The organism is Cohaesibacter marisflavi, assembly GCF_900115225.1.
GTDB lineage: Bacteria > Pseudomonadota > Alphaproteobacteria > Rhizobiales > Cohaesibacteraceae > Cohaesibacter > Cohaesibacter marisflavi.
In genome coordinates this window covers 154,152-179,698 of sequence record NZ_FOVR01000002.1, presented here as the reverse complement: position 1 = coordinate 179,698, position 25,547 = coordinate 154,152, and the positions used below count along the sequence as shown (strand labels likewise).

27 protein-coding genes are annotated in these 25,547 nt (G+C 55.1%); 11 read left to right on the top strand and 16 right to left on the bottom strand.

The features are described from left to right. Window positions 1-132: 132 nt before the first annotated feature. The 11 genes from BM258_RS04310 to BM258_RS04260 all read right to left on the bottom strand — a co-directional run bounded on the left by BM258_RS04310 (window position 133) and on the right by BM258_RS04260 (window position 8,021). On the bottom strand, window positions 133-822 hold the full coding sequence (locus BM258_RS04310) for a response regulator transcription factor (protein ID WP_090070343.1): 690 nt from the start codon (window positions 820-822) through the stop codon (window positions 133-135). Window positions 823-1,451: 629 nt separating this feature from the next. Next, a complete protein-coding gene (flgI, locus tag BM258_RS04305; protein WP_090069320.1) occupies window positions 1,452-2,564 on the bottom strand; it encodes a flagellar basal body P-ring protein FlgI in 1,113 nt (370 codons plus the stop codon). Window position 2,565: 1 nt separating this feature from the next. After that, a complete protein-coding gene (gene flgA / locus BM258_RS04300; protein ID WP_210186653.1) occupies window positions 2,566-3,045 on the bottom strand; it encodes a flagellar basal body P-ring formation chaperone FlgA in 480 nt (159 codons plus the stop codon). Between the two features lie 32 nt (window positions 3,046-3,077). Then, window positions 3,078-3,866: a flagellar basal-body rod protein FlgG gene (flgG, locus tag BM258_RS04295; RefSeq protein WP_090069316.1), complete on the bottom strand. Its 789-nt coding sequence runs from the start codon at window positions 3,864-3,866 to the stop codon at window positions 3,078-3,080. An 82-nt stretch (window positions 3,867-3,948) separates the two neighbouring features. Continuing rightward, a complete protein-coding gene (locus tag BM258_RS04290) occupies window positions 3,949-4,302 on the bottom strand; it encodes a flagellar hook-basal body complex protein FliE (RefSeq protein ID WP_090069314.1) in 354 nt (117 codons plus the stop codon). A gap of 2 nt (window positions 4,303-4,304) precedes the next feature. Then, window positions 4,305-4,721, bottom strand: coding sequence for a flagellar basal body rod protein FlgC (gene flgC / locus BM258_RS04285; RefSeq protein ID WP_090069312.1), 417 nt, complete (start codon window positions 4,719-4,721; stop codon window positions 4,305-4,307). Then, window positions 4,721-5,104: a flagellar basal body rod protein FlgB gene (flgB, locus tag BM258_RS04280; RefSeq protein WP_090069310.1), complete on the bottom strand. Its 384-nt coding sequence runs from the start codon at window positions 5,102-5,104 to the stop codon at window positions 4,721-4,723. Before flgB ends, flgC begins: the two co-directional genes overlap by 1 nt. Window positions 5,105-5,363: 259 nt before the next feature. Continuing rightward, the gene (fliP, locus tag BM258_RS04275; RefSeq protein WP_244544592.1) at window positions 5,364-6,107 is read right to left on the bottom strand and encodes a flagellar type III secretion system pore protein FliP; all 744 of its coding nucleotides are present in this window, start codon (window positions 6,105-6,107) and stop codon (window positions 5,364-5,366) included. Beyond that, window positions 6,104-6,610, bottom strand: a complete 507-nt coding sequence (locus BM258_RS04270) for a flagellar basal body-associated FliL family protein (RefSeq protein ID WP_090069308.1) — start codon at window positions 6,608-6,610, stop codon at window positions 6,104-6,106. Before BM258_RS04270 ends, fliP begins: the two co-directional genes overlap by 4 nt. Window positions 6,611-6,714: 104 nt before the next feature. Next, complete coding sequence (flgH, locus tag BM258_RS04265) at window positions 6,715-7,431, bottom strand: flagellar basal body L-ring protein FlgH (RefSeq protein WP_090069306.1); 717 nt, start codon at window positions 7,429-7,431, stop codon at window positions 6,715-6,717. Next, window positions 7,428-8,021 (bottom strand): MotE family protein, encoded by a 594-nt coding sequence (locus BM258_RS04260; RefSeq protein WP_090069304.1) that lies wholly within the window; start codon window positions 8,019-8,021, stop codon window positions 7,428-7,430. Before BM258_RS04260 ends, flgH begins: the two co-directional genes overlap by 4 nt. A gap of 378 nt (window positions 8,022-8,399) precedes the next feature. Between BM258_RS04260 and BM258_RS04255 the strand changes: the two genes are divergently transcribed. The 6 genes from BM258_RS04255 to cydC all read left to right on the top strand — a co-directional run bounded on the left by BM258_RS04255 (window position 8,400) and on the right by cydC (window position 15,347). After that, window positions 8,400-8,810 carry a DUF2946 family protein gene (locus BM258_RS04255; RefSeq protein WP_139229196.1) on the top strand — a complete coding sequence of 137 codons (411 nt, stop codon included), beginning with the start codon at window positions 8,400-8,402 and terminating at the stop codon, window positions 8,808-8,810. 115 nt (window positions 8,811-8,925) lie between these two features. After that, the gene (locus tag BM258_RS04250; RefSeq protein ID WP_210186652.1) at window positions 8,926-10,512 is read left to right on the top strand and encodes a cytochrome ubiquinol oxidase subunit I; all 1,587 of its coding nucleotides are present in this window, start codon (window positions 8,926-8,928) and stop codon (window positions 10,510-10,512) included. A gap of 22 nt (window positions 10,513-10,534) precedes the next feature. Further along, the gene (gene cydB / locus BM258_RS04245; RefSeq protein WP_090069300.1) at window positions 10,535-11,692 is read left to right on the top strand and encodes a cytochrome d ubiquinol oxidase subunit II; all 1,158 of its coding nucleotides are present in this window, start codon (window positions 10,535-10,537) and stop codon (window positions 11,690-11,692) included. Window positions 11,693-11,714: 22 nt separating this feature from the next. Beyond that, the gene (gene cydX / locus BM258_RS04240) at window positions 11,715-11,822 is read left to right on the top strand and encodes a cytochrome bd-I oxidase subunit CydX (protein ID WP_090069298.1); all 108 of its coding nucleotides are present in this window, start codon (window positions 11,715-11,717) and stop codon (window positions 11,820-11,822) included. Window positions 11,823-11,917: 95 nt separating this feature from the next. Further along, the gene (gene cydD, locus BM258_RS04235) at window positions 11,918-13,690 is read left to right on the top strand and encodes a thiol reductant ABC exporter subunit CydD (protein ID WP_090069296.1); all 1,773 of its coding nucleotides are present in this window, start codon (window positions 11,918-11,920) and stop codon (window positions 13,688-13,690) included. Further along, window positions 13,683-15,347, top strand: a complete 1,665-nt coding sequence (gene cydC / locus BM258_RS04230) for a thiol reductant ABC exporter subunit CydC (protein ID WP_175527913.1) — start codon at window positions 13,683-13,685, stop codon at window positions 15,345-15,347. Before cydD ends, cydC begins: the two co-directional genes overlap by 8 nt. Before the next feature lie 81 nt (window positions 15,348-15,428). Here the strand turns inward: cydC and BM258_RS04225 are convergent, their stop codons facing one another. The 4 genes from BM258_RS04225 to BM258_RS04210 form a co-directional block, all read right to left on the bottom strand. Beyond that, entirely contained in the window at window positions 15,429-16,520 is a 1,092-nt protein-coding gene (locus BM258_RS04225) for a DUF1513 domain-containing protein (protein WP_090069292.1), read from the bottom strand. A gap of 1 nt (window position 16,521) precedes the next feature. Next, the gene (locus BM258_RS04220) at window positions 16,522-17,457 is read right to left on the bottom strand and encodes an imelysin family protein (RefSeq protein ID WP_210186651.1); all 936 of its coding nucleotides are present in this window, start codon (window positions 17,455-17,457) and stop codon (window positions 16,522-16,524) included. 68 nt (window positions 17,458-17,525) lie between these two features. Then, the gene (locus BM258_RS04215; protein ID WP_090070336.1) at window positions 17,526-19,040 is read right to left on the bottom strand and encodes a di-heme oxidoreductase family protein; all 1,515 of its coding nucleotides are present in this window, start codon (window positions 19,038-19,040) and stop codon (window positions 17,526-17,528) included. Window positions 19,041-19,122: 82 nt separating this feature from the next. After that, window positions 19,123-20,400: an imelysin family protein gene (locus BM258_RS04210; RefSeq protein ID WP_090070333.1), complete on the bottom strand. Its 1,278-nt coding sequence runs from the start codon at window positions 20,398-20,400 to the stop codon at window positions 19,123-19,125. A 345-nt stretch (window positions 20,401-20,745) separates the two neighbouring features. Here BM258_RS04210 and BM258_RS04205 point away from each other — a divergent pair, with 345 nt between their 5' ends. From BM258_RS04205 to BM258_RS04185, 5 genes are all read left to right on the top strand, one after another. Next, entirely contained in the window at window positions 20,746-21,474 is a 729-nt protein-coding gene (locus BM258_RS04205; RefSeq protein WP_090069288.1) for a VIT1/CCC1 transporter family protein, read from the top strand. Window positions 21,475-21,579: 105 nt separating this feature from the next. Then, entirely contained in the window at window positions 21,580-21,801 is a 222-nt protein-coding gene (locus BM258_RS04200; protein WP_175527912.1) for a DUF3329 domain-containing protein, read from the top strand. 128 nt (window positions 21,802-21,929) lie between these two features. After that, window positions 21,930-22,913, top strand: coding sequence for a threonine ammonia-lyase (locus tag BM258_RS04195; RefSeq protein ID WP_175527911.1), 984 nt, complete (start codon window positions 21,930-21,932; stop codon window positions 22,911-22,913). An 81-nt stretch (window positions 22,914-22,994) separates the two neighbouring features. Continuing rightward, window positions 22,995-24,002: a LacI family transcriptional regulator gene (locus tag BM258_RS04190; protein WP_139229195.1), complete on the top strand. Its 1,008-nt coding sequence runs from the start codon at window positions 22,995-22,997 to the stop codon at window positions 24,000-24,002. A gap of 85 nt (window positions 24,003-24,087) precedes the next feature. Continuing rightward, window positions 24,088-24,777, top strand: coding sequence for an HAD family hydrolase (locus BM258_RS04185; protein ID WP_175527910.1), 690 nt, complete (start codon window positions 24,088-24,090; stop codon window positions 24,775-24,777). A gap of 135 nt (window positions 24,778-24,912) precedes the next feature. Here the strand turns inward: BM258_RS04185 and mntR are convergent, their stop codons facing one another. Then, entirely contained in the window at window positions 24,913-25,341 is a 429-nt protein-coding gene (mntR, locus tag BM258_RS04180) for a manganese-binding transcriptional regulator MntR (protein WP_090069280.1), read from the bottom strand. Window positions 25,342-25,547: the final 206 nt, after the last annotated feature.

Below are 25,547 nucleotides of genomic sequence, written 5' to 3'. Positions count from 1 at the left end.
ATAAGTGCAATTCTTCAAATAACTTCGTTTAATCTGTTTACGGCCAATTGCCGTGATTGTCTTGGTCTCCTTTGGGCTCTTGCTCCGGTCCAGTATAAGCCGGGGTCAAAGGCCTTGGGTCGGATTTTATGCTTAGCCTTGCTCAGAGAGAGCGTTGAACATATAGCCAAGATACCGTTTTGAATCGATCGGGTCATATCCAAGGCGCAGCTTCAGTTTCTTGCGCAGCTTGCTGATATGGCTTTCTACAACGGTTTCCTCGACATCTTCGTTCAGCAGTCCGTAAACCGCATTGTAGATCTGGGCGCGGCTGACACGGCGATCTCTGTTCTTGACGAGATATTCCAGAATGCGACGTTCACGACGCGGAAGCTCAAGTGCTTCACCGCAAATCTCCGGAGACCGTCCGTCGAAATAAACACGGACATCACCTTCTTCATGCTGCATTTCAGCTTCTACTCCTGCTCGACGGCTGATCACAGCAGCCCTGACGAGGATTTCTTTTACATGGATGGGTTTGCTAACCACGTCATCAAAACCGGCTGCAAACAGATCCAGGGTCTGTTCCAGAGAGGTTTTATCATTCAGTGCGATGAGAGGGGTCTTGCGGCAACGGGAGCGAATGAGGCCAGGATAACTGCTCCTCTCCTCACAATCCCCCAAAAGGAAAGCTTCAACCGCATTGATATCTGTATCTGAGAGACTGGTGACCCAGCTGCCAAACTCCTGCGGAACAATACCGATGGATGGCACCCCTTCACGCTGAAATCCGGCGGTATAGCCGTCAGACACCAACTCTCGCTTTTCAATTAGTACGATCATCGAAATACTCCATTCTTGGTAGATATAGAGGTATTGCAATGAGGCGCTGCCGTCACTAGAAAACACACGCTTCAAAACAGCTTTCAGAAGGCGCGGAAAAAGAAATATAAATGAGAAGGGCGTCCTTTTAGTAGAATTATGTCTAAAAGTGGCGCAATTTTTCGGAAGGATTTTATTCAAGTACCCTAATGCACTCGATTTACTCAATATTTATGCCTCGACTTTGACACAATCAAGGCACGGATCTGGAAATAGTTAATGACTGTTTACAATTATATTACACACAATCCAATAACACCATTGAAACAATAACTTTTCAAATTTTATGCTTTGGATAAGCTTTCTTCGTGGTATTACTTAGTACACATAAACTGACATTGTTAAATTTGCTTATGCCCTCTTTTAGTACCAAACTGTTTCCCAATATATCCAACAGACGATTTAATCCGCCCTTCTCCAGCCGCACGCAGCGGGCATAATCGACACGAACGCCCAATAAAAAAGGGCCTTAAACGGCCCTTTCTCATTAACCTACGGTGATGGTATGCTTGCTTGCCGACACAAGCCAGAGGCTCTCAACGGTCGTCTCTGGCTCGCCTGGGCCGGTTTGCGGGGCCTTAGCCCCTCTCCTACTGGATTACAAGTTCTGCTTGCAATGCCCCGACCGTTTTCATGGTCTGCAGGATGGAGATTACCCCTGATGGTCTGAGCCCAATCCGGTTGAGACCACTGACAATGGTCTGCAAGTCCGTCCCTCCGATGATGGAGAGAGAGCCACCATCCTGGTTTACATCAATGCTCGTGTCCGGCAAGACCACGGTCTGCCCATTTTCCGAGAATGGCTCAGGCTGGCTGGCCATCGGTCTTTCGGTTATGCGCACCACCATGCTGCCATAGGTGACTGCGACTGTGGAGATCTGCACATGATTGCCGATGACGACGGTTCCCGTTCGTTCATCCACGACAACCTTGGCCGGCGTATCGGGCTGAATGACCAAGCCTTCGATCTGGGCAATAAAGCGTGTGGCGCTGACCTTTCCCGGCTTGCGCAGAACAACCGAGCGAAAATCCCTCTCCTTTGCCAGCCTCACGCCATAGCGTTCACGCGTGAAAGCATTGATAGCATCGGCTATGCGCACGGACGTGTTGAAATCTGGGTTGGTCAGTTGCAACACAAAGGAACGCAGATTGATGAATTCGTCTGCAAGTTCTCGCTCGACGATGGCGCCATTGGGGATCATGCCCGATGTTGCAATGCCTTCCTGCAAGGATTGAGCAGCCCCCTGTTCGGAAAATCCGGCTACCGCAAGCCCGCCTTGCGCAACGGCATAAACCTTGCCGTCGGATCCCATCATCGGGGTGGCAATCAGCGTGCCACCTGAGAGAGATGATGCATCTCCCAGTGAGGCCACATTGATATCGATTTTTGTGCCTTTTTTGACGAAGGCAGGGAAATTGGCTGTCACCACAACAGCGGCAACATTGCGGGTTCTCAGGTTGGCGTTGCGCACATTGACCCCCATGCTATCGAGCATGGATTGTAGCGATTGCTCGGTAAAGGGCGAGTTGCGCATCGTATCGCCCGAGCCCTTCAGCCCGACAACAAGTCCATAGCCGATGATCTGGTTATCGCGCATGCCCTCCAGAGAGGTCACATCCTTGATACGCACGGCCGCATTGACACTTGTTGCCAGCAACAGGGTGCAAAGGGCTGCCGCAAGGCATCTGCTGAAAGTCTTCATGTTATGGCCCTATCGAAATCGTTCCATTTTCTTCAACACGCCCGACGATGATCAGCCCGGTATCTACATTCCGCACCCGGATAATCTCCCCCACGATGCCGTCCTCAAGAGGCTCGACATGGGCAACGATTTCCAGACCGCGATCCTGAAACACCAGTTGAGCGGGCTCACCACGTTTGACGGCTTCACGCCGCCGCAAGGCCGACTTGGGAATGGGCTCACCGACCGGTAGTTGGCGCACAGCTTCCTTGCCCAGAAGGTCATTGATGTTGGGTACCACCGAAAAGCGGTCGATCCTGTTGGCTCTGAAACGCCGTTTTTCCAGGGCTGACAATGTGATGACCTGCCCCTGCGCGATTGTGGCGCGTGGCACAGGTAATGTGACCGCCGGGGTGGCTGCCAATGCCTGCTGTGCCCATAAGCAAATAAGAATGACTGTTGCCCCCAGCACAGACAGCAGCCGGAGCTGCTGTTCAGCCATGGTCGGAGCCCGCCTTTGTAGCACCGCGCTCATTAGCGTATTCCCTGCGTTACAACACCAGCCATGTCATCAACGGCCTGAATGACTTTGGAGTTCATTTCATAACCGCGCTGGGCTGCGATAAGAGCGGTGATTTCCTTGACCGGATCGACGTTGGAATCTTCCAGATAGCCTTGACGGATAATGCCAAATCCCTCGTCACCGGCATTGCCTTCAACAGCTTCCCCTGAGGCTTCGGTTTCGGCAAACAGGTTGGCGCCCTTGGCTTCCAGACCGGAATCATTGGCAAAGACAGCCAACTGCAGCTGCCCCAGCAACTGAGGCGCATCCTGCCCGTCAATTTTGGCGTAGACCTGACCGGTCTCGTTGATCTCGATGTCAGTCGTCCCATCAGGAACCGAGATGGCCGGTTCGATCGGATAACCATCCGAGGTTACGAGACGGCCCTCGCCATTGGTATTGAAAGATCCGGCACGGGTATAAAAAGTGTCGCCATCGGCATTGCTGACCGTGAACCAGCCCTTGCCATCGATGGCCAGATCGTAGGTGCCTGATGTGTTGTTCAAGGTGCCCTGGCTGTGCAGATTGCGGATCGCGGCAGCCCGCACACCAAGACCAAGCTGGGCTCCTTCCGGAATCGGCGCTTCACCGGTGCGGTTGGGAACCCCCTGCACGCGCACGGCCTGATAAAGGAGATCGGTGAATTCGGCACGCGCCCGCTTGAAGCCGGTTGTGTTCATATTGGATATGTTGTTGGCAATCACTTCAACATTGAGCTGCTGCGCGCTCATTCCGGTCGCAGCAATGGCAAGAGCTTTCATTGTTTTTCCCTCGATCTGAAATATAACGTGACATCCATGACAAAGGAGACCCGCGGAGCCTGTCCGCTGTCTCCCCGGGCCGCTAGATGGTCATACGGCTGACTTCCTGGTAGGCGGCGACAACCTTGTCTCGAATGGCGATTGCGCTTTGCAGCGCCAGTTCGGCATTCATCACGGCGTCCACCACATTCTGCACGGACTCCTTGCCCTCTATGCCTTCAATGGCAGCAGTTTCACCCATCTTGACCGTGTTGATCGCGTCTGTGGTTACGCCGGAGAAATAATCAGCGAATGTGTTGCCCGATTCATCGACCTCGCCGGTCACATCAATCGCAGCCGTTTGGCCGCTATTGCTGATGAAGCGTGTTTCCGAAACGCCGTTGAAGTCACTGCCCCGGGTCGTCAGGCTGGATACTGAATTCAAACTGTCTATCATCACTAGCTCCTGAGCAGATCGATGGTGCGCAGAACCATGCTGCGTGTCTGGGTCATGACCTTGAGGTTGGCTTCATAGCTGCGATTGGTCTCGCGCATGTCGGCCAGTTCGATCATGGTGTTGACGTTCGGCATTTTCACCTGCCCGTTCTCGTCAGCGGCCGGATTGGTAGGATCATATTCAACCGAGAAGGGCGCGTTATCGATACCGACATTCTTGACCTTCACGAGTGACGCACCGGCTGCCCGATCCATCTCTTCGGAAAAGACAATTGTTTTGCGCTGATAGGGATCGGAGCCGGGGGTCGCTCCGGTCGACTGGGCGTTTGCCAGGTTTTCGGAAATGACACGCATGCGCTCTGCCTGCGCGGACAATCCGGTAGAGGAGATGCGAAATGTCGCGGAAAGAGGATCAATCATCACTGTGCCTTCGCTGCCATCAACATCATACTGTGGATGGATTTGATCAAATTCGTTGTCAGAGTATGATCTCGGGCGACTTCACCGGCTTTCATCATTTCCTGTTCCAGTGAGACCGAGTTTCCGGAATATGTGACGTCCCAGCTATCCTTCTTCTCAACATCGACACTCCGCGTTGCAGCATTCATGGCGGTCATGTGTCCAGGTTGGGTGCTGGCCATGCGAACATGGGCTTTGTCAAAGAGCGCGGTGAAGCTTTCCACGTCCTTTGCCCGATAGCCTGGTGTGTTGGCATTGGCGACATTCTGGGCGATCGTGTTCTCGCGAACCGAGAGCCAATTCTGATGCGCATTTGCCAGCTTCATCAAATAGACAGGTTCCATTTGGATTCTCCATCAAATTCCGATAATCCAGTCTTAAGCCACCAAGCTTGCCTGAAGCTGTCGGAATATCACCTATCTCATTGATTTTATTTTATTATTTTATGTTTTAATTCAAATTTTCAGCGAAGTTTTCTCGCCTTTTCGATAAAGCCAAGCAGATTGACTAAAGGCCTGTCGGAACAAAAAAGGCCAGACACTGAAACAGTGCCTGGCAAGAGGGCTTTGCTGCCTTGGGATAAAGGGAGAGAGACTCTCCCCTTTAGAAGAAAGATCGTATGAGACTGCCGACGAGAATGTTCCAGCCGTCGATCAGCACGAAAAAGAGCGCCTTGAAGGGAAGCGAAATGGCCGTGGGAGGCAACATCATCATGCCCATGGACATGGTAATGGTCGCAACGATCAGGTCGATCACCAGAAAGGGCAAGGCGATCAGGAAGCCCATTTCAAAACCGCGCCTAAGCTCGGAAATCATGAAGGAAGGGATCAGCACCCGCATCTCCACTTCGTCCGGTGAGGTTGCCTCCGTGGCATTGAGATTGGCGATGGCCAGATCGGAAAACATGCCGATATCTTCATCCCGCACATGCTGAAGCATGAAAGAACGGAAGGGCGAAGCCACGCGCTCATAAGCCTGCGCTTCGGTGATCTGGTTATCGAGCAGTGGCTGCACGCCATTTTTCCAGGCCTGATCAAAAGTTGGTCCCATGACATAGAAGGTCATGAAGAGCGCCAGAGAGATCATCACCATGTTGGAGGGCGTTGATTGCAGCCCCATACCCGAACGCAAGAAGGAAAAGGCGATCGAGAAGCGGATGAAGCTTGTCACCATGATCAGGAGCCCCGGCGCCAGGGACAGAACCGTGATAAGGGCAATCAGCTGGATCATCCGGCCTGATGCGGAGGCTTCTCCACTTGGCAGAATGCTGTTCAGATCGATCGACTGGGCCCATGCCGGGCTGGCAAGCAGCAGAAAGAGGGAGAGGCCGTAAGCTAGTCTTTTCACTGGATCACCATCGTCTCGAGAATGAATTCACGAATACTGCCATCCGCCCTGATTTTAGCCCTCTGGTTGAGGTCTTCCCGCAAATTCTGCAATCCGGTTGCCCCTTCCAGATCAGAGACCTTGAGGGTTCTGAGATAGGCTGCGATGTCGCTTTCCACCTGACTGACCAGAATTTTGGACTGTTCCATTGCGCTTTCGTTGAAAACAATGGAACCCTGGACACGTACGAATGCTTTTTCGACCCCGGCCAAATTCACGATGATCGGTTTGATCCCGACGATTTCGCTGGGGCTATCGTAAAGTGCATGAACGGGAGGATTTTCTCTCTCCCTCTTTTCTTCCAGAACGATGTGGCGGGTCTGGTTGACCAGTTGCATGCCAACAAAAGCGCCAATTCCGGCGGCCAGAAGCGTCATGATGAGGATCGTGACAAACAGGCCCATGTCAGACTTGCTCGACTTGGCCTTCACTTCACCATCTGGCAAAACCATAATATTCGACATCTTGGCGGTTTATCCTTCTCAAACTTGCTCGATTGGATTGGGAGTGCGGAAGCGGATGCGAGAGGCTGGCCCTCACATCCTCAAACGGGTTGCGGTGATGCTTCCTAGAAGGGCACAAACCGATCATAAACCTGCTGGCCCCATGCGGGCTGTTGCATCTCGGTAATGCGTCCGCGGCCACCATAGGAAATGCGTGCCTCGGCGATCTTGTCGTAGGTGATGACATTGTCTGCAGCGATATCACGCGGGCGCACGATGCCTTCGACATTGAGAACCCGGACCTCTGCGTTAACGCGGACTTCCTGACTGCCGGAAATCACAAGATTATGGTTGGGCAGAACCTGGGTCACGACAGCAGCAATCTGCAAATCAATCTCTTCCTTGCGGTTGATGGCCCCCTTGCCTTTGGTGGAACTTTTTGAATCCGCATCCAGATCCGCTTCGCCGTCTTCGCCGAAGCCGAAGAGGCTGAACCCGAAGCCCAGAGACTGCTTCTCAGAGCTGTCGCGGCTGCGATCGGAGGCATTGTCGAGGCTGGCTTCATCTTCAATATTGATGAGAACCGTCAAGACATCCCCAACCCGCTTGGCGCGAGGTTCAAGGAAGAACTGATTACGGTCTTCGGTCCAGATGGCATGAAAGCTTCTTCGCTGGGTTGGCTGATAGCCGACAAGCGTCGGATTGATCATCGGCTGACGCAAGCCATTGCCCATGGGAGACAATTCCGGGGTGGCCCCGATCTTCTCCTGATTGTTGGCACATCCGGCAAGCAGCAGAATCCCGAACAGGGGAACCAGAGCTTTGGTGAGAAGAGTGGTCATTGATCCCGTTCTCCAGACTTGATTTCGACCAGCGACGCCATTTCCTGCGTCAGGTCAGATGCCTTGGCGGCATCCATTTCGTTGAGAATGGCGCTCACGACACGTGGCTTCATCTTGGCAAGAAGCGCGATGGCAACCTGATCATCAACAGCGGCGAGCCGTTCAGCGGCCGCTTCCGGGCGCATGCGTTCGTAAACCGTGATGATGTGTTCCTTGACGTCGCTGAGCACCTTGTCGCGTTTGGCGATCCAGCCCTTGACGTCGGCGCGAAGTGCTTCGAGCTTTTCAATGCGCCCGTCTATGTCGCTTTGCAGCGCAATGAGATTTTGTAGCTGCCAGGCGTATCTCTGTTCTGACGCCAGATCGGAGATATTTTCGCAAAAACTGTTGGCGTCGATCTGGTCAACGGTTTTTGCTTTTTCGTTGGAACTTATTCCCGCTTCAACCGTTTTACTGTTTGCAGGGGCCTTGGCGTCAGCAGAATTGGCCATAGACACTGCAAGCACCAAACCAATTATCTGCAGCAAGCTCGTTCCCAAAGAGGAGTGCAGAGAAAAATATTTTCCCATCAAGCCGTCTGAGTTGCTCATTTAATCCTCGCTTTGGCGCGCTCGTCGCATCGGGTTCGCAATTGATATCCAAAATGACCGTGCAAACTTGCGTCAGGCTGTTGCATGAGCCTGAAGGACGCAGATTTTTTAAGGGACGAGGCGCAAGAAAGGCCAAAGCAATCGTTTTGTGCAGCGTTATCCACTTAAGAGGTAAGGCGATGCTACCAAAATCCCATAAGTCGCAGTGTTTTCGCAGAGCAGGACTAGGGATAGACTGGGGACTCGGTTCAGGGTGTGGCGAGATGCCCCATGTAAAAGCTCTTGATTTTCAAATATGAATACAAAATGCACTTTTGCGCACAAACGCACTGTGCATGCAAGACCATTCCGAATTCAAACGAAATCGAACGACGATCGATGAACCAGAACCCCACCCTGTTTAGACGCCTGCACAGCCAACGAGCCATTACCTTGCTCGCTTTGTGCGCTATGTGGCTGCAGGTTCTGGCCTTCGGTATTCACCTGTCCACCAGCGCGGAAGCCGCAGCTGGCACGTCGGGTGACGATATGTATTTCGGAATCATCTGTACAGCCAACGGCTTGGCTGCAGTTTCTTTCGATGGAGAAGAGACCCCGGCCACCCTCGAAAAGGACTGCGCAATCTGTGCTCTCACAGCGCTGCACGATCTTGGCTTCAATAATCATACACAGCCTTGCGAACGGCCAGTCCATTCGATTAGAACAGTTTTCTGGCCAACCGCCCCTTCTGACGGGACGCTGTCTCTTTCTCCCCGCGTTGGCACCAGCCGCGCGCCTCCACTTCTTTAAACGCCCAACATTCTGTTCACTTAATAACTGACCAATCGACCAAACTGCAGGATCCTGACTGCTACGGGACCAAACCCCCTGCAAATGGGTTGATACAGCATCAAAGAGAGCTGTCATGGAACCTATTTATGGCGATCTATTCGTCAATCTGTCGCGTTGGCAATTTGCCGCCACCGCGCTTTACCACTTTCTTTTCGTACCCCTGACGCTGGGCATCACATGGATGCTCGTGATCATGGAATCGGTCTATGTGATGACCGGCAAGGAAGTCTATAAAGACATGACCAAATTCTGGGGCAAGTTGTTCGGTATCAACTTTGCCCTGGGTGTGACCACCGGTCTGACGATGGAATTCCAGTTCGGGACGAACTGGTCTTACTATTCCCACTATGTGGGGGATGTCTTCGGTGCGCCGCTTGCCATCGAAGGCCTGATGGCCTTCTTCCTTGAATCCACCTTCGTGGGTCTGTTCTTCCTTGGCTGGGACAAGCTTTCCAAGCGCCAGCATCTGGCGGTGACCTTCTTTACCGCTTTGGGATCGAACCTCTCGGCCTTGTGGATTCTGGTTGCCAACGGTTGGATGCAAAATCCTGTCGGCTCTGAATTCTCTGCCGAAACCATGCGCATGGAAATGACCAACTTCGCTGAAGTGGTCCTCAACCCGGTCGCACAGGTGAAATTCGTACATACGGTTGCCGCTGGCTATGTCACAGCTTCCATGTTCGTAATCGGCATCTCTGCATGGTATATTCTCAAGGGCCGCGATCTGGCCTTTGCCAAGCGCTCCTTTGCTGTGGCCGCCGGCTTCGGCCTTGCTGCGTCCCTTTCGGTTATCGTGCTGGGTGATGAATCCGGTTATGAACTGGGCGATGTGCAGAAGGTGAAACTGGCCGCAATTGAGGCGGAATATCACACCGAAGAAGCACCGGCTTCCTTCAACCTGATCGGCTGGCCGAATGATAAAGAAATGCGGGTCGACTATGGCATCGAGATTCCATGGGTCATGGGCCTCATCGCCACGCGCTCGCTAGACAAGCAGGTGATCGGTATTTCCGATCTAAAAGACCAGCATGAAGCCCGTATTCGCTCAGGCATGATCGCCTATGACAAGCTCACCATGCTGCGTGCCGGTGACAAGTCTGAAGAAACCAAGGCTGTCTTCAACCTGCATAAGAAAGATCTGGGCTATGGTTTGCTTCTCAAGCGCTATATCGACAATCCGATGGATGCAACTGACGAGATGATTACGGCAGCGGTGGAAGATTCCATTCCGTCCGTGCCATATCTGTTCTGGAGCTTCCGTATCATGGTGGCCTTCGGCTTTACCATGCTCGGCCTGTTCGCCCTCTCCTTCTACTACACTGCCAAAAAGCAGATCGAGGAAAAGCGCTGGCTGCTCAAACTTTTGGTCATCTGCATTCCGTTGCCGTGGCTGTCTGTCGAGCTTGGCTGGTTCGTGGCCGAATATGGCCGTCAGCCTTGGGCTATCGGTGAAGTTCTGCCGACCTTCCTGGCTGCATCCAGCCTGACGATCGCGGATCTGATCTTCTCGCTCACCGGCTTCCTCGCCTTCTACACCTTCCTGTTGGTCATCGAAGTGTGGCTGATGTTCAAGTTTGCACGACTGGGCCCGAGCTCGCTCCACACCGGTCGCTATCACCATGAACAATCCAAGCCGTCGTCTTTGGCTCCGGCTGAGTAAGACCCACTGATAGGAAAAAGCGATGATTATCGATTATGAAATCCTGAAATTTGCCTGGTGGGCGCTCGTAGGCGTGCTGCTTATCGGCTTCGCCATCACTGATGGCATGGATATGGGGGTTGGCACCTTGTTGCCATTCCTCGGCAAAAATGACCCGGAACGCCGCATCATCATCAACACTGTCGGCCCGCACTGGGACGGCAACCAGGTGTGGTTCATCACCGCCGGTGGCGCCATCTTCGCGGCGTGGCCTGCTGTTTATGCAGCTGCATTCTCGGGCTTCTATCTAGCCATGTTGCTGGTGCTGTTTGCCCTGTTCTTCCGCCCTGTCGGCTTTGACTATCGCTCCAAGATCGAGAATCAGGGTTGGCGCTACGCATGGGATTGGGGACTGTTTGCCGGTGGCTTCATCCCGTCCCTGATCTTCGGTGTTGCTTTCGGCAACCTGCTGCAGGGTGTTCCGTTCCATCTGGACGAGTTCCTGCGTGTGACCTATGACGCCAAATTCCTGTGGGCCCTGTTGCCGTTGCTCAACCCGTTCGCCATTCTGGCCGGGCTGGTCTCGGTTGCCATGCTCACCGGACACGGCAGCACATGGTTGCAAATGCGGGCCGATGAAGTGGTCGCTACGCGGGCACGTCAATATGGCTTCTATGCCGGTGTTGCAACGGCTGTGCTGTTTGCTCTTGCCGGTCTGTGGATCTGGGCAGGCAACTTCAACTGGTTCGTTATCGTCAGCCAGCCAGCCTATGATGCCATGCCGAACCCGCTTGCCAAGGAAGTGGCTCGCGAAGCCGGTGCGCTGTTCAATATCTACAGCAATTATCCGATTGCCATTCTAGCTCCGGCCCTTGGCATTCTCTGCCCGCTTCTGATGGCTCTGATGAGCAAGGCTGGCAAAGGTGGCTTTGCCTTCCTGTTCAGCGCGCTGGGCATGACTGGCATCATCTCCACTGCGGGGCTGTCCATGTTCCCGTTCATCATGCCATCCACCACTGATCCGCGCTCCTCACTGACGGTTTGGGATGCGACCTCCAGCCACCTGACCCTGACGGTCATGTTCTGGACGGCAGTTATCTTCGTGCCGATCGTGCTGATGTACACCCTCTGGTGCTACTGGCGCATGTGGGGTCGGGTCACGATGGACGAAATCGAAGCACGCAGCCATTCGGCTTACTGATAACCGGAAAGGAAATCTAATAATGTGGTATTTTGCATGGATCCTTGGATTGACTGCCGCCCTTTCCGTCGGCGTGATCAATGTGATGTGGTATGAAGCCCAAGATAACTATGGCGAAAAGGATACTTGATTAGCACCTTTCAACCATTATAAACCTTTTCATGACCGGGTCCGCCCGGTCATGTCGTATGTGGGCCAATAAAGGCCGAACAATCAGGGACCTCAATGTCCACGAAACACATTTCAGCCTTTCTCAAAGCCCAGTCGCGCAGAGCCCGGCGGCCTCTCAATCTTTCCATTGTCCTTTCCTTTGCTGCCGGCATCGTTTTGATCGTGCAAATGGGAGTGATTGCCTTCTGTGTCGATTCAGTCCTAACCCATCAGGCAACGCTCACAGATCTGCTGTTTCTTTTGCCTCCACTGCTTATCCTGTTTGTTCTCAGGGCGGTTCTTTCCTATTTTTCCGAGCGTCTGGCTCTCAAAGCCGCCATTGATCTCAAGCATACATTGCGCAAGGATCTGCTTACGCGCCTCATCGCCAAGGGCCCTATCCTTGAGCGCGGCAGCGAAAATGCTGTTGGAGATCAGGTCACCACATTGACCGAAGGCATCGAAGCGCTGGAAGGCTACTTTGCCCGCTATATGCCCGCGATGGTGATGACGGTGCTGCTGCCTTTCGCCATTCTGGCGGTAACCCTCACACGGGACTGGCTGTCGGCGGTGGTGATGGTGGTTACCGCGCCGCTCATTCCTGTTTTCATGATCCTCATCGGCAAGGGAACCGAGCGGCTCAACCAGAAGCAATGGCGCAAGTTGGCGCGGCTTTCCGCCCACTTCCTTGACATGATTCAGGGTCTGACGACGCTCAAGCTTTTCAATGCCTCGCGCAGGGAAGCGGAAACCGTATCACGCATGGCCGAGAGCTATCGCCGCACCACGATGAGTGTGTTGCGTGTGGCCTTTCTCTCCTCGCTGGTTCTGGAATTTTTTGCGACCGTTTCGATCGCCATTATCGCCGTGTTCATCGGCTTTCGGCTGCTTTATGGCAACATGACCTTCTTTGACGGCTTTTATGTTCTGCTGCTGGCACCGGATTTCTATTTGCCTCTGCGCAACATGGGCACCCATTATCATGCCCGCATGGAAGCAGTCGGGGCAGCCGAAACGATGGTCTCCGTCATGGAAATGGACGATGGCTCGGAAAAGAAAGAGGGCTCCCTTGATGCACTGCCAGATCTCAAGCAGGGAATTTCGCTTGAATTCCGTTCTGTTGGTTTTGTCTATCCCGATGGATCTCGTGCGCTTGAGGATGTTTCATTTACGCTTGCTGCAGGCCAAAGCCTTGCCCTTGTTGGCCCGTCCGGCGCTGGCAAGAGCACGATCATCGATCTGATTCTGGGGCTCGCCCAACCGAGTGAAGGCCAGATATTGGTCAATGGCCTTGATCTTTCCACCCTTCCGATCGCGGAGTGGCGTGCGCAGTTGGCCTATGTGCCACAAAAGCCGACGCTCTTCTCAGGCAGCATTCTGGATGCCATCCGTTATGGACAGCCAGATGCGGGGATAGAAGCCGTTGAGGCCGCGGCCAAATTGGCACAGGCTCATGACTTCATCACGGGGCTGAGCGATGGCTATAACCATCAGCTCAACGAAAAAGGCGCAGGGCTTTCCGGCGGGCAAATTCAAAGAATCGCCATTGCACGGGCCCTCTTGCGCAACGCACCGCTGGTGCTGCTTGATGAGCCCTCGGCGCATCTTGACCGCGAGAATGAAGCCAGAATCCAGAATGCGCTTCACGCTCTGGAGCAAAGCGCAACGACGATAACCATCGCCCACCGCTTGCACACGATCGAGCAGGCAGATGTCATTCTCGTCTTGGAGCAGGGCAAAATCGCCGAAATGGGCCCCCACAACGCGTTGATAGAGAAAGATGGCGCCTATGCGGGGCTGGTGCGTTCCAGCTTCGAGAGCAAATCCACGGAGGTGCAGCATGGCTGAGTTCAAAAAATTGCTCGGGCTGATGCGTCCCTGGACCGGCTGGATTATCCTTGGGGTTTTCCTCTCGCTGATCACGGCGCTGGCCAATGTGATCCTGATGTCCATTTCCGGCTGGTTCATTGCCGCCATGGCTCTGGCCGGATTGGCTGGCGTGACCATGAATTATTTCACTCCGGCGGCCATCATCCGCGCCATGGCGATCACCCGCACGGTCGGGCGCTATGCCGAGCGACTGGTTACCCATGAGGCAACCCTCCGACTGGTGGCTGAGATGCGGCGCTGGTTTTATGACCGTATGGAGCCACTGGCTCCCGCCGGATTGCAGGGCATGAAAAGCGGCGATGTCTTCTCGCGGATCGGGGCGGATATCACCACGCTGGAGAATTTCTATCTGCGCGTTCTGGTGCCTTCGCTGGTTGCTCTCATTGCGGTTCCCATTTTCTGCTTCTTTGCCGGCTATTTCTCCGCTGGCTTGGCCCTTTCGCTGATCGTGCTCTATTTCCTCGGCGGCATCCTGACCCCATGGCTCATTCACCATTTCGGGCGCAAGGCTGCCAGCGATCAGGTGCTGAAATCCGCGCAGATGCGGTCCACGCTGGTGGAAGGGCAACAGGCCCTGCGCGAAATGCTGGTCTATGGCCGCGATGATGATTACCGCCAGACGGTTGAAGCGCAATCGAGCGGCCTATGCACCAGCCAGTTGCGGCTTGCCAAGCTTCAGGCTGCGTCGCAAAGCGCGCTGACCCTTGCGGCCAGCCTTGCCATGTTCGCGGCTCTCTGGTTCATCATTCCCAAAGTCAGCGACGGCAGCTTTGAAGGCCCGATCCTGCCGATGCTGATGCTGTTTGCCATGGCGAGCTTCGAGGTCATCGTGCCCCTGCCCGTTGCCATCCGCGCTTTCATCGAAACGCAGGTTGCAGCCAAGCGCCTGTTTGGCCTGACGGATCAGGAGCCCAAAGGGATTTCCGCATGGAGCGAAGAGGCCATCGACATCAAGCCGACGGCAACTCCTTCACTGGAACTCAAGGCCGTAAGCCTTGCCTATGAAGAAGGCGCCCCAAGTGCTTTTGACCAGCTCAGCCTTTCAGTTGCGCCGGGTGAACGGGTTGCCATCGTCGGCCCTTCAGGCATTGGCAAGTCGAGCATCATCAACGCACTGGTTGGCTTCTGGCCACTCTCCGGCGGAGAAATTCTCATCGACGGGCAGCCATATAGCCGCTTCAGTGCCGAAAGCCTGCGAGCGCATTTTGCCGTGGCGCCGCAAAAGCCGCATCTGTTCAACTCCACCCTCAAGGGCAACCTGCTGGTGGCCAATCCGGACGCGAGCGACACCATGCTCAATAAGGTGCTCGATCAGGTACAGCTATCCGATTATGTGGCCGCGCAGGAAGAGGGGCTTGATAGCTTTGTCGGCGAAGCAGGCGGCACGCTTTCCGGCGGACAGATCCGACGGCTTTCCATAGCCCGTGCCCTGCTTTCCCCAGCGCCTATTCTGGTTCTGGATGAACCGGGTGAAGGGCTTGATCCGCAGATGGAGCGGGAAATTCTCAACCGGATTCTGGACGATGAAACAGACCGCACCATCTTGCTTATCACGCACAACAGTGCAGCCCTTGAGCGCATGGACAAGCAGCTGGTGCTAAGCGAGCGTGCATAGCGCATTTGACGCGGCCCCTCAGACTGAAACAAAAAAGGCGACCAGATCCGGTCGCCTTTTTATGTGCCTTGCTCTCCTCGTCTAGCCAATGGGGATTAGATGATTGTCCCATTGATAGCGATGGGTGACGCGCATCTTGTCCATCTGGGTGCCCGCCATATCTTCAGAGAGACAGACGATGCCCATGCCGCTGGTGCGGACGAGTTTGTGATCGCGAATGGCTAGACCGCAAACATCCTCTTCATGAATCGCACCCAAGAATTCGCCGGTGTCGGTATCAAACTGATGCACCACACCGCCACGCGGGGACGAGGCGGCCAGCAGCTTCTGCTCCATATCCAGAGCGACGCTGCCCACATAGCCCTGCAGCACGCGCTGCTCATTGTCTGGCGCTTCAAGCAGGCGGGCTTCTTCGCCGCGCTTGTGCAGGCCCAGCATGGCCGGCGCATTGTTGATGTCGCCCTGCCACTGCATGGCAAAGGCCACGGTGCCATCGGCTCCAAGGCTGAGATGACGGATCGAGCTTTTGTGCATTGCCTGCGGCAACTCCACCATCTCCACCAGAGCTCCATCAAGCGTGACATAGGCAAGATTGGGTTTCATGGTGGGAATATTGAGCTTCTCGCGCCCGCTATCGGGGTGGGTTTCGATGCCGCCATTGGCGATCACCAGATGCTTCTTGTCGGGCATCAGCTTTAAATCATGCGGGCCGACGCCATGGGAAGCGAATTCGCCCACGCGCTTGTAGCCCTGATCAGCATTCCAGATGCCGATGACGCCCCGCGCATGATCATAATCATTCTCGGCCGTATAGAGCAGGCTGCCATCTTCCGAGAAAGCTCCGTGCCCCTGAAAATGACGTCCCTTCGGGCAATGGAGCACGGCCTTGGTTTCACCATTTCGGCAATCAAGCGCCATGGCGAAGTTGCCCGGACGGCGGGCGAAAGCCACTGCTTCTGGCCGCCTGGGATGAGCGGCGGCGGCATGACCGCGCCCGGGGAGGGCAATTTCGAAAATGGTACGCCCCTGCTCTGAAATGCCGAACAGGGCATATGATCCATCGGGCTTTCGGGCGGCAGACAAGAAAGCCGGACTGCCTGCGTCGGCCCAGGTGACAGACGGGCACAGGCCAAGAGCGAACAGGCCAGTGATAAATGAGCGACGATCGGGCATATCAGTCTCCATCCAGTGCGTTAAAGCCAGCAGAGATTCCCAGTTTCGGCCCCAGATACTCTGCCACGAGATCATTGGTGAGCGTGATAGCGCCCTGCAACGCCTCCACGCGAATGCGCCCTTGTATTGATCCGACGCCAGCAAAGGCAGGGTCGTCCAAATCTTCAACAATACGGATCGCGCGCTCGAAGCCCCTATCGATATCCTCATCATTTTCCGACAGAAGCGAGGCCAACTGACGGTTTGCCTGAAGCGAGAGCAGAACATGGCGCTGTGAGCGCTCGGAGCGTCGGGCTTCGGCGCGGTTGGGGCGTGGCTTTTCAAAGCTGCCCATCGGGCGACCAAGGCGCGTTTGAGCGGTGAACTGCAAGCCGGTCGTAAGCGCTGTATAGAGCTGACGTACCGCTTCTTCGGGCGCACGGTAGATATCATTGTCAGCCTTGATCATCATCTCGCCGTAGCCAGCCTGCCAATCCCTCAAGATGGCCGCAGAATTATTCGCGATATCCTTTGCCATGACCGCCATCAGATCGCAGCGCTGAGGAGCAGGCTCTTCGGTAAACTGGGTATCATAGAGCAGGAATTCCATCGGGTAGAAGCCCCGCGCGGCAATGGATACCGTCGTGAATTTTTCCGCATCATGAATAGCAGGATCATTGTCTGTGAGCAGGCTCGCAAGGGTCTTGGGCGTAAAGCCCCTTGTGTCGGGCCAGAAGGCCAGCGCAAAGGCGCGGTTATTATCTTCAGAAGGCCCAAAGCGCAAATGACTGACACCCATCCAGGCATCAAAAGCCTCATTATAAGCCAGCTTCACCGCATCCAGATTATCCGGGCAACTGGTCTCGACCGCTTTGGAGAGAGCAGCCGATCTGGTCGCAAGACGTTCGTAACCGGGCAGAATATGCTCGTTCACCACGTTGGTGACGAGCTTTGGCATATCGACCTCTTGCGCATAGGCCGGGGCGAGAAGCAAGCTGTAAAGAATAAGGCAATATTTCCACATGGTTACAAACTTTCCAGAAATGAAATCAAGGCTGCGCGGTCGTCCGGCTGCATGGCGATAACGGCGTCTCTCTGAGGCTCGGCTTCTCCGCCATGCCAGAGCACGGCTTCCAGATGAGAGCGGGCACGGCCATCATGCAGGAAAAAGCGATGGCCGGAGACCTGCTCGGTGAGGCCAATGCCCCAGAGGGGTGGCGTGCGCCATTCCTGCCCGTTAGCACGGGCTTCGGGCTGGCCATCTGCGAGCCCTTCGCCCATATCATGCAACAGAAGATCAGTATAAGGCCATATCAGCTGGAAGCCCAATTCCGGTTCTTCCTTGAGACGATGGGTCACGTAGGACGGGGTATGACAGCTGGCGCAGCCGACCTCATGAAACAGCTTTTTGCCGCGCAAAACCGCCTTGTCCTCCACATCGCGCCGCGCAGGAACGCCGAGATGACGACTATAGAAGGTGACGAGATCAAGCCCAGTCTCATCCAGTTCCGTCCCGCGCACATCCTTGTCGCCATGAGGCGCCGAGCGGCAGTCGCTCTGGTTCAAGGAGCAATCACCCCACGCATCAGGGAAGAGCGGATTGGAGATGCCTATATCGCGGAAGAAAGCTGCTGCTGATTGCTCCTCAACCGTCGGGCGACCGGCCTTGAGGCCGAAGCGCCCCAGCATGGGCATCTGGTAACGCTCTGACCAGACAATATTGGGCTTGCCGGAAATCCCATCGCCATCAGTGTCTTCCGGGTCGGCCTTGGCAAGAATATCCGCTGCCGGAATAGCTTCGAGCAACCCAAGGCCAATCATCTGCGGCGCTATGCGGGGGCTGAGCGTGGCATCGGGATGCAGTGGCCCATAGGCTAGATCGGCAGCCTTGTAAGTTGGCTTGCGTAAACTGGCCTTATCCCCGCCAGCAAGGGGTATGCTCATCTCTTGATAGTCAATCTGCAGACGATATTCTGCAGGATATCCGGCCAGAGCAAAATCCTGAAGCTGCCCGCCATAGGTCGGGTCGGGCATGGTGCCGTGGTAGCCCTCAATGCGCTCGACCATTGGGTCGGCCTCATCGGGCACCGCGACGCGCAGGAACATGGAGACCGCGCTGTCGTCATGACTTTCAGGGGGATGCCCACGCCCATCATTGATGTGGCAGCGCATACAGGAGCGGGCATTGTAAAGCGGGCCGAGGCCGTCCGAGGCCTTGGTTGACGAGGGAGACGACACCCAGAGTTTTTCAAACATCGCCTTGCCCAGCTCAAACTCCAGCTCGCTTTCAAAGCTCATGCTCGCCGATGGCTCGGAAAAAGCATCGGCATCCTTGCGCACCCGGACAGTCGCGGCCCCTGCCGAGAGAGCCTCAAAGCGCTGGGGAGCATCAAAGCCCTGCGGCGGTGCCGTTACACGTGCAATGCGCTCCACTTCCGAGGCAGTCCGCGGAATGATGGATAGATGTGGCTCGTCCAGCGGACCGGCAACAGCAGGCAGTGCGACAAACAAGGGCAAAGTTTTAAGGCCGAGACGGAGCATGCGCGTCATTTCTTGCAAGGGAGCGGATACGCAAAAAGCGCAGCCTGGAAAGGCCGCGCTCCTTGTCTTCATTCAAAGGGGCTTATTGGAAAACCGCATTCGGATTATCGAGGCTGTCGGACCCTTCAAACTCGATATCGTTGAGCTTGAGGGAGGAAACAACGCGTTCAATGGATTTGGTCTGATCAACCAGCGCGTTGACACCGCCCATGACGAGGGCTTCGCCGCCTTCGTTGCCACGGGCCAGCATCTGGTCGTAGCTGAAGCCCGCTTCAGCGGCTGACTTGATGGCACCCAGTTTGATCATGGTGGTGTTGAGTTTGCCGGTCAGCTCATCATCAAGAGCCTTGTCGGATGCTGCAACCAGATCGGACAGGGACGGGCCGGAAACACGGGAGCCATCGACGCGCACATATTCGCCGACATAGGCATTGCGGATGCCAAGACCATCATAATAGTGGCTGTTATGGGTGTTGTCGGAAAAGCAATCATGCTCTTCTTCCGGATCATTCAGCATCAAGCCAAGGCGCATACGTTCACCGGCCTGTTCCCCATAGGAAAGGGAGCCCATACCGGTGACAATCGTCACGATGCCAGCATTTTCGTCAGACATGAGCGTGGCGCGGGCTTCGCCGCCCATTTGCCACTGCTTGGCCATCCAGTCGAGGTCGGAGACCAACAGATCGGTTGCGGCCTTGAGGTAGGCTGCACGACGATCGCAATTGTCGTTGGTGCAGGCATCGCCCTTGGCATAATCTGTCCAGGCGCGTTCACCGGCGCCATGCTCGGTGCCGTGCAGATCTTGCCCCCAAAGCAGAAACTCGATGGCGTGGTAGCCGGTGGCTACGTTGGCTTCGATGCCGTCTGCTTCATGCAGGGTCTCGGCCAGCAGCTCCGGCGTGATGGCGCTGGCATCGATCTCTTTGCCCGAAAGGGTAAAGGACGGATTGGCGATGACATTCAGCGCCGCATATTCGTTTTCGTCGGTCGGGCCACCATAGGAGGCGTCGACATAGTCGATCAGGCCTTCATCCAGTGGCCAGGCATTGACCTTGCCTTCCCAGTCATCAACGATAGCGTTGCCAAAGCGATAGACTTCGGTCTGCTGATAAGGCACGCGGGAAGCAAGCCATGCGGCGCGCGCTGCCGTCAAGCTATCGGCCGATGGATTGGCGATCAGGGCATCAACAGCGCTTTGCAGCTTCTGGGCTGCAATCAGGCTGTCGGCATATTTGGCTTCAGCGATATTGGCATAGGTTTCCAGGACGGCTTCTTTGCTTACCGGCTCTGCGGCGGTTGCGGCTGCGCCAAGACCGAGCAGGCAGGCAACAGAATATCCAAGCAATCGATTAGTTTTCATCGGATTGTTTCCCCAATTCTTTCGTGTCCCAATGGGTTCCAGATGAGCCAGCACCAAAACGCCGGGCTCATTGGAGCTCGTAAAGACCGCCAATCGATCATTTTTATACCGATCGTTTCAGCGCGCCTTCTCTCCTTCTCAAGGCTCGAAACTTGAATTAAAAATTCATCTTTGTAAAGTTGATTATTATGTTCATAATAAAAACCTGTTGAGAGGGCCAGAAAAATTCGCGCCTCCTAGGCAAGTTTTCCCCCTGCCCTCCAGAAGGCCAAAGCGTGCTTGAGCGAATTATGCTATGCAGAACAAAGGTCTTCTATTCATGACGATGCGGGGGAGAGCATACCCATGACGATCGACTGGGATCACCACAGACGAGAAGTCCACAACCTGGGAGAGGTTCAGGACTTTCTCAAACAACTCGTCTATGGCGGCAATGATGGTATCGTGACCACCTTTGCCATTGTGGCCGGATTTGCTGGCGCACAAGCCGAGGGCGTGGCCCAGATCGGCGCCATCGCGGTTCTGGTGTTCGGGCTTGCCAACCTGTTTGCCGATGCGGTGTCCATGGGGTTGGGAGAATTTCTCTCCACCCGATCCCAAAAGGATCTCTATCACAAACAGCGCAAATTCGTTTTTGAAGAGTTGGAGCATCATCCTCAGCAAGAATATGCAGAACTGGTGCAGATGATGACCGAGCGCGGGCTACCCCTGGAGTCGGCGAAAAAGATTGCAGACGAAATCATGAAGAGCCCGGAGCTGGTCGCTGATCTGATGATGAATTACGAGCTGGAGATGCATGACATGCGTCAGGTGTCGCCGGCTCTGGACGGGTTGGTGACCTTTTTATCCTTTGTCGCTTTCGGCATCATTCCGCTGGTGCCCTATCTTCTGATGCCCCCTACCCAGAGCGCCTTTTTCCTTTCGGTTTTCACAACCTTCATGGCGCTCGTCGGGCTTGGTCTGCTGCGCTGGTGGTCTACTCGCGAGAAGATACTGCGCTGCGTGGGAGAGACGGTTCTGGTTGGCGGAGCCTGCGCCATCGTTGCTTTCGTCGTCGGGGCCGTGGTCGGCTGAGCGTCGCCATGGCCAACGGTGCGATGGTGTCTGGTCATCGGAGACAAAAAGCGCTAGAGAAGATAGACTGACGCGCAACGGGCGCATTTTGCGATGGAGGCAAGTTTGTTCGACACTTCACATCCCATGCTCAAGCCGCTCTGGGTTCGACTGCTGATTTGCGGCGTGACTCTGGGTTGGGGGCTGTTTGAATTTCTTATGGCCAGCACCACTTGGGCTGCAATCTTTGGTGTTGTCGGGGTAATTTGCGTTTACCACCTGCTGCTCGAATATGAGCCCCCAAAAGATCCACCTCCGTCTGGACCAAGCGAGGATGAGGCATCGTAAGCGCCTCAAGCATATTTCGTCGTACCGTCCCATAACGGCCGCAATATCTTGCGAAGAGATAGCTGAAACGCCTTGTCTCTTTGCCTTCCCTTTCCTTTCTTCGTTCTTCCTATCCAGAGATTTCCCTGATGTCAGACAATTTAGCCATTTCATTTGATGATATTCTGAGCGCCGCCAAACGCCTTGAAGGCCACGCCGTGCGCACTCCCTTGCTCGAATTTGCCCCACTCAATGAAAGGCTTGGCAAACGGGTGTTGATCAAGTTTGAAGGGGCTCAGCATACCGGTTCGTTCAAGTTCCGTGGTGCTTTCAACCGGATCTCGACCATCGACCCGTCTGCAAAGTCAGCCGGTGTGGTCGCTTGGTCTTCAGGCAACCATGCGCAGGGCATCGCGGCTGCAGCCAGCATGAATGGCATTCCTGCCACTATCGTCATGCCCAGCGACGCACCCAAGATCAAGGTCAACAATACCCGCGCCCTTGGCGCCGACATCATCTTTTATGATCGCTACACCGAATCCCGCGAAGAGATCGCCATGGCGCTCGTCAAGGAACGAGGCGCTATTCTGGTGCCTTCTTATGATGACCCCTTCATCATTGCAGGACAGGGCACGGTTGGGCTGGAAATTGCCCAGCAGGCGGAAGAGGTGGGCGCCACCATCGGCGCTGTTATTGCGCCTTGCGGCGGCGGCGGCCTGATTTCGGGCACTGCAACGGCCATCAAGGAAAAATGCCCAGAAGCAAGGGTCTATTCCGCAGAACCGGAAGGTTTTGACAGCACGGGCCGGTCGCTCGCAAGCGACACGCCAGCAGGCAATGATCCTAAAGCCCGTTCCATTTGCGATGCATTGCAATCGCCCTATCCGGGCACGATGACCCTTCCGATCAACAAGCAGAAGCTCGCAGGAGGATTGGCGGTCAGTGATGATGAAGTGCGGGCAGCAGTTCGCTTCGCCTTCGAGAAGCTCAAACTTGTGGCGGAGCCGGGTGGTTCAGCCGGGCTTGCGGCAGCTCTTGCAGGCAAGATTCCCGATCACGATGGAGCCCTCGCGATTGTCATTTCCGGAGCCAATGTCGATCCGGAACTCTATTGCGAGATCCTGTCGTCCTAAAGGACGTGGTGATGCAGCTGTTGTTGTTGCTAATCAGCAAAAATTGGCTGTATAACAACGCCCAGAACCAAGGTGTTGCGCATGCCCCATAAAAGACCCACTTTGAAGACCATTTCCGAATTGAGCGGCTTTGCCGTGACCACCGTGTCAAGGGCGCTCAATGATGGCCCGGAGATCGGGGCGGACACCAAGGAAAAGGTCAAGAAGATTGCCCGGGAGATCGGTTATGTGCGCAACCGCTCCGGGCTTGGTCTTGTTACGGGCAGAACCAATGTCATCTCGTTGGTGCTCTCAGCCGATCACGATGTCATAGACGATCATACCGGACGCCTGATATCGGCGATCGCCCACAGCCTGACCGGCACGGTCTATCATATGAATATTGTCACTTTCTCCTCGCCTGAAGACAGGTTGAATGTCGTCAAGCATGTGGTAGAAACCCGCGCCGCAGACGCGATCATTCTCAACCAGACCAAACCGGAGGATGAACGCGTCGCCTATCTCATGGAGCGCAATTTTCCCTTTGCTGCCTATGGGCGCACCGACTGGCAAGAGAAACATCGTTATTTCGATTTTGACACCGAAGCCTTTGGGGAAATGGCCGCTCAGCGCCTTGCAGCAAAGGGCCGCAGCCATTTTCTGGTGGTCTGCCCGCCAGATGATCTTAGCTACAGCCAGCATTTGATCAAAGGGTTGGAGCGGGCCAACCAGACGCAGCCCTTCACGCTGGAGGTGCTCAAAGACGCAACGAGCCACGACACGAGCGAAAATCTGCTGCAAGCGCTGCGGACCCGGCTGGACAGCGATAAAAGCGTCGACGCCATTATCGCCCCTTCCACGGCCACGGCTGTGCTCTCCCTTGCAGCCATCGAGCAAAGCGGCAGGACCATCGGTGTCGATATTGACGTGTTTGCCAAGGAAGCCAGCCCTTATCTGAAATTCATCCGTGGCGAGGTTCTGTCCGTCTATCAGGATCTTACCGAAGCGGGAGATTTTCTGGCCAAGGCTGCCATTCAGGCCATTGAGCAGCCTCAGGCTCCGATGATGCAGAAGTTGGAGCCAACAACAGACGAGTTTAAAACCCCTTAGCTGGCGCATATTGCATCAGCTTCGCCCCACCCCACCTACCTGAAGTCTCTTTTGGGCAGGCTTCATTATCGAACAGGACTCTCATTTGAATTCTCACCCCCTCTCCGGCACCAAGGCCGTTATCTTTGATTTTGATGGCGTGCTTGTCGACAGTGAACCAATCTCCCTTGGCGAACTGAAAAACAGTTTTGAAGAACATGGCATCGAGATGGAATGGAGTGCATTGGTCAAGGGCTTCCTTGGCACTGCGCCCCGCGACATCACCACCTTCATGCATGAAAAGACCGGACGCGATCCTGCAGGTGTCTTCCCTGAGGGGTGGCACAATCGCGTTATGGCTCGCATGGAACAGGGATTGACGATGATCAGCGGCGCTGAGGCCCTGCTAGACAAGCTGGATGCAGACGGGATCCCCTATTGTATCGCGTCGGGCAGCAGCCCGGACCGACTACAGCTGGCCCTTTCCAAGATTGGCCAGGAAAAGCGTTTTGAAGGCCGGAGCTTCAGCACCGAAATGGTGCCCAATGGCAAGCCCGCACCGGATATCTTCCTACATGCAGCCAAGGCGCTCAATGTAGACCCGAAAGACTGCATGGTTGTTGAAGATGGCATTGCAGGCACCGTTGGCGCCAAGGCCGCTGGCGTTGGGCGCATTGTCGGTCTGGTCGGCGGCAGCCATCTGAACGATGACGAGTTGCGCGCCATGCACGGCAAAGCGCTCACAGAGGCTGGCTCGGACCTGATTATCAAAACGCTTGACGATCTTCTCGCCTAGGTGCCCTTTGGGCTTGGCGACGCGCCACTGAGCAGATCCGCTGATCCATGCGCCTTATGCCACAGCCCCAACTATGGGTAGCGTCGGCACGTCTTGGGCCTGATAGCGAAAAAGGGCGCAGCTTCGGCGAGCGCCCTATTCTTTGCCCGCCAGATATTTATCGAAAGCAGCGAGCGTCTGCTGGGAAACGTGATGTTCGATGCCCTCGGCGTCAATTTCGGCGGTCTCTCTGGGAACCCCCACGGCAACCAACAGCTCGACCACGGAACGATGCCGGGCGCGCACACGGTGGGCCATGGCTTCGCCCTCTTCGGTCAGAAATACACCGCGATAGGGTCTTGAAACAGCAAGCCCTTCGCGCTTGAGCCGCGCAATGGCCTTGGTTGCTGTGGGGTGCGCAACGCCCATGCGCTCAGCAATGTCTGCCGTGCGCGCTTCGCCCAACTCCGCAATCAAATCGCCGATCATCTCCACATAGTCTTCCATAACCGCACAGGCCTGAGCCTCACGCGCGCGCACAAAACGCAGGCTTTGTTTGGATGGGCGACTTGGATTCTCTGGCATTGTCTTCTTCTTTGCTTGCGTTGGCTTTCGACCGATCCCGAAGACCGGGACTCTCTTGGTGCCTTGGGTAAAGAATGCGCAGGTAATTTGCAATTGGCAAATAAGGCGCACATCCTAACATGGATTTCTTGTTCATTATTTAAAATATAGCCTAGGCTACATCTTGAAATTTATTTAGCCAAGGCTAAACTTAAGAGATAGAGGAT

What these genes read in the sequence shown, in the direction of transcription:
- BM258_RS04310 (WP_090070343.1), bottom strand. Translation starts at nt 822, where the DNA reads ATGATCGTACTAATTGAAAAGCGAGAGTTGGTGTCTGACGGCTATACC.
- flgI (WP_090069320.1), bottom strand. Translation starts at nt 2,564, where the DNA reads ATGAAGACTTTCAGCAGATGCCTTGCGGCAGCCCTTTGCACCCTGTTG.
- flgA (WP_210186653.1), bottom strand. Translation starts at nt 3,045, where the DNA reads ATGGCTGAACAGCAGCTCCGGCTGCTGTCTGTGCTGGGGGCAACAGTC.
- flgG (WP_090069316.1), bottom strand. Translation starts at nt 3,866, where the DNA reads ATGAAAGCTCTTGCCATTGCTGCGACCGGAATGAGCGCGCAGCAGCTC.
- BM258_RS04290 (WP_090069314.1), bottom strand. Translation starts at nt 4,302, where the DNA reads ATGATAGACAGTTTGAATTCAGTATCCAGCCTGACGACCCGGGGCAGT.
- flgC (WP_090069312.1), bottom strand. Translation starts at nt 4,721, where the DNA reads ATGATTGATCCTCTTTCCGCGACATTTCGCATCTCCTCTACCGGATTG.
- flgB (WP_090069310.1), bottom strand. Translation starts at nt 5,104, where the DNA reads ATGGAACCTGTCTATTTGATGAAGCTGGCAAATGCGCATCAGAATTGG.
- BM258_RS04270 (WP_090069308.1), bottom strand. Translation starts at nt 6,610, where the DNA reads ATGTCGAATATTATGGTTTTGCCAGATGGTGAAGTGAAGGCCAAGTCG.
- flgH (WP_090069306.1), bottom strand. Translation starts at nt 7,431, where the DNA reads ATGACCACTCTTCTCACCAAAGCTCTGGTTCCCCTGTTCGGGATTCTG.
- BM258_RS04260 (WP_090069304.1), bottom strand. Translation starts at nt 8,021, where the DNA reads ATGAGCAACTCAGACGGCTTGATGGGAAAATATTTTTCTCTGCACTCC.
- BM258_RS04255 (WP_139229196.1), top strand. Translation starts at nt 8,400, where the DNA reads ATGAACCAGAACCCCACCCTGTTTAGACGCCTGCACAGCCAACGAGCC.
- BM258_RS04250 (WP_210186652.1), top strand. Translation starts at nt 8,926, where the DNA reads ATGGAACCTATTTATGGCGATCTATTCGTCAATCTGTCGCGTTGGCAA.
- cydB (WP_090069300.1), top strand. Translation starts at nt 10,535, where the DNA reads ATGATTATCGATTATGAAATCCTGAAATTTGCCTGGTGGGCGCTCGTA.
- cydX (WP_090069298.1), top strand. Translation starts at nt 11,715, where the DNA reads ATGTGGTATTTTGCATGGATCCTTGGATTGACTGCCGCCCTTTCCGTC.
- cydD (WP_090069296.1), top strand. Translation starts at nt 11,918, where the DNA reads ATGTCCACGAAACACATTTCAGCCTTTCTCAAAGCCCAGTCGCGCAGA.
- cydC (WP_175527913.1), top strand. Translation starts at nt 13,683, where the DNA reads ATGGCTGAGTTCAAAAAATTGCTCGGGCTGATGCGTCCCTGGACCGGC.
- BM258_RS04225 (WP_090069292.1), bottom strand. Translation starts at nt 16,520, where the DNA reads ATGCCCGATCGTCGCTCATTTATCACTGGCCTGTTCGCTCTTGGCCTG.
- BM258_RS04220 (WP_210186651.1), bottom strand. Translation starts at nt 17,457, where the DNA reads ATGCCAAAGCTCGTCACCAACGTGGTGAACGAGCATATTCTGCCCGGT.
- BM258_RS04215 (WP_090070336.1), bottom strand. Translation starts at nt 19,040, where the DNA reads ATGCTCCGTCTCGGCCTTAAAACTTTGCCCTTGTTTGTCGCACTGCCT.
- BM258_RS04210 (WP_090070333.1), bottom strand. Translation starts at nt 20,400, where the DNA reads ATGAAAACTAATCGATTGCTTGGATATTCTGTTGCCTGCCTGCTCGGT.
- BM258_RS04205 (WP_090069288.1), top strand. Translation starts at nt 20,746, where the DNA reads ATGACGATCGACTGGGATCACCACAGACGAGAAGTCCACAACCTGGGA.
- BM258_RS04195 (WP_175527911.1), top strand. Translation starts at nt 21,930, where the DNA reads ATGTCAGACAATTTAGCCATTTCATTTGATGATATTCTGAGCGCCGCC.
- BM258_RS04190 (WP_139229195.1), top strand. Translation starts at nt 22,995, where the DNA reads ATGCCCCATAAAAGACCCACTTTGAAGACCATTTCCGAATTGAGCGGC.
- mntR (WP_090069280.1), bottom strand. Translation starts at nt 25,341, where the DNA reads ATGCCAGAGAATCCAAGTCGCCCATCCAAACAAAGCCTGCGTTTTGTG.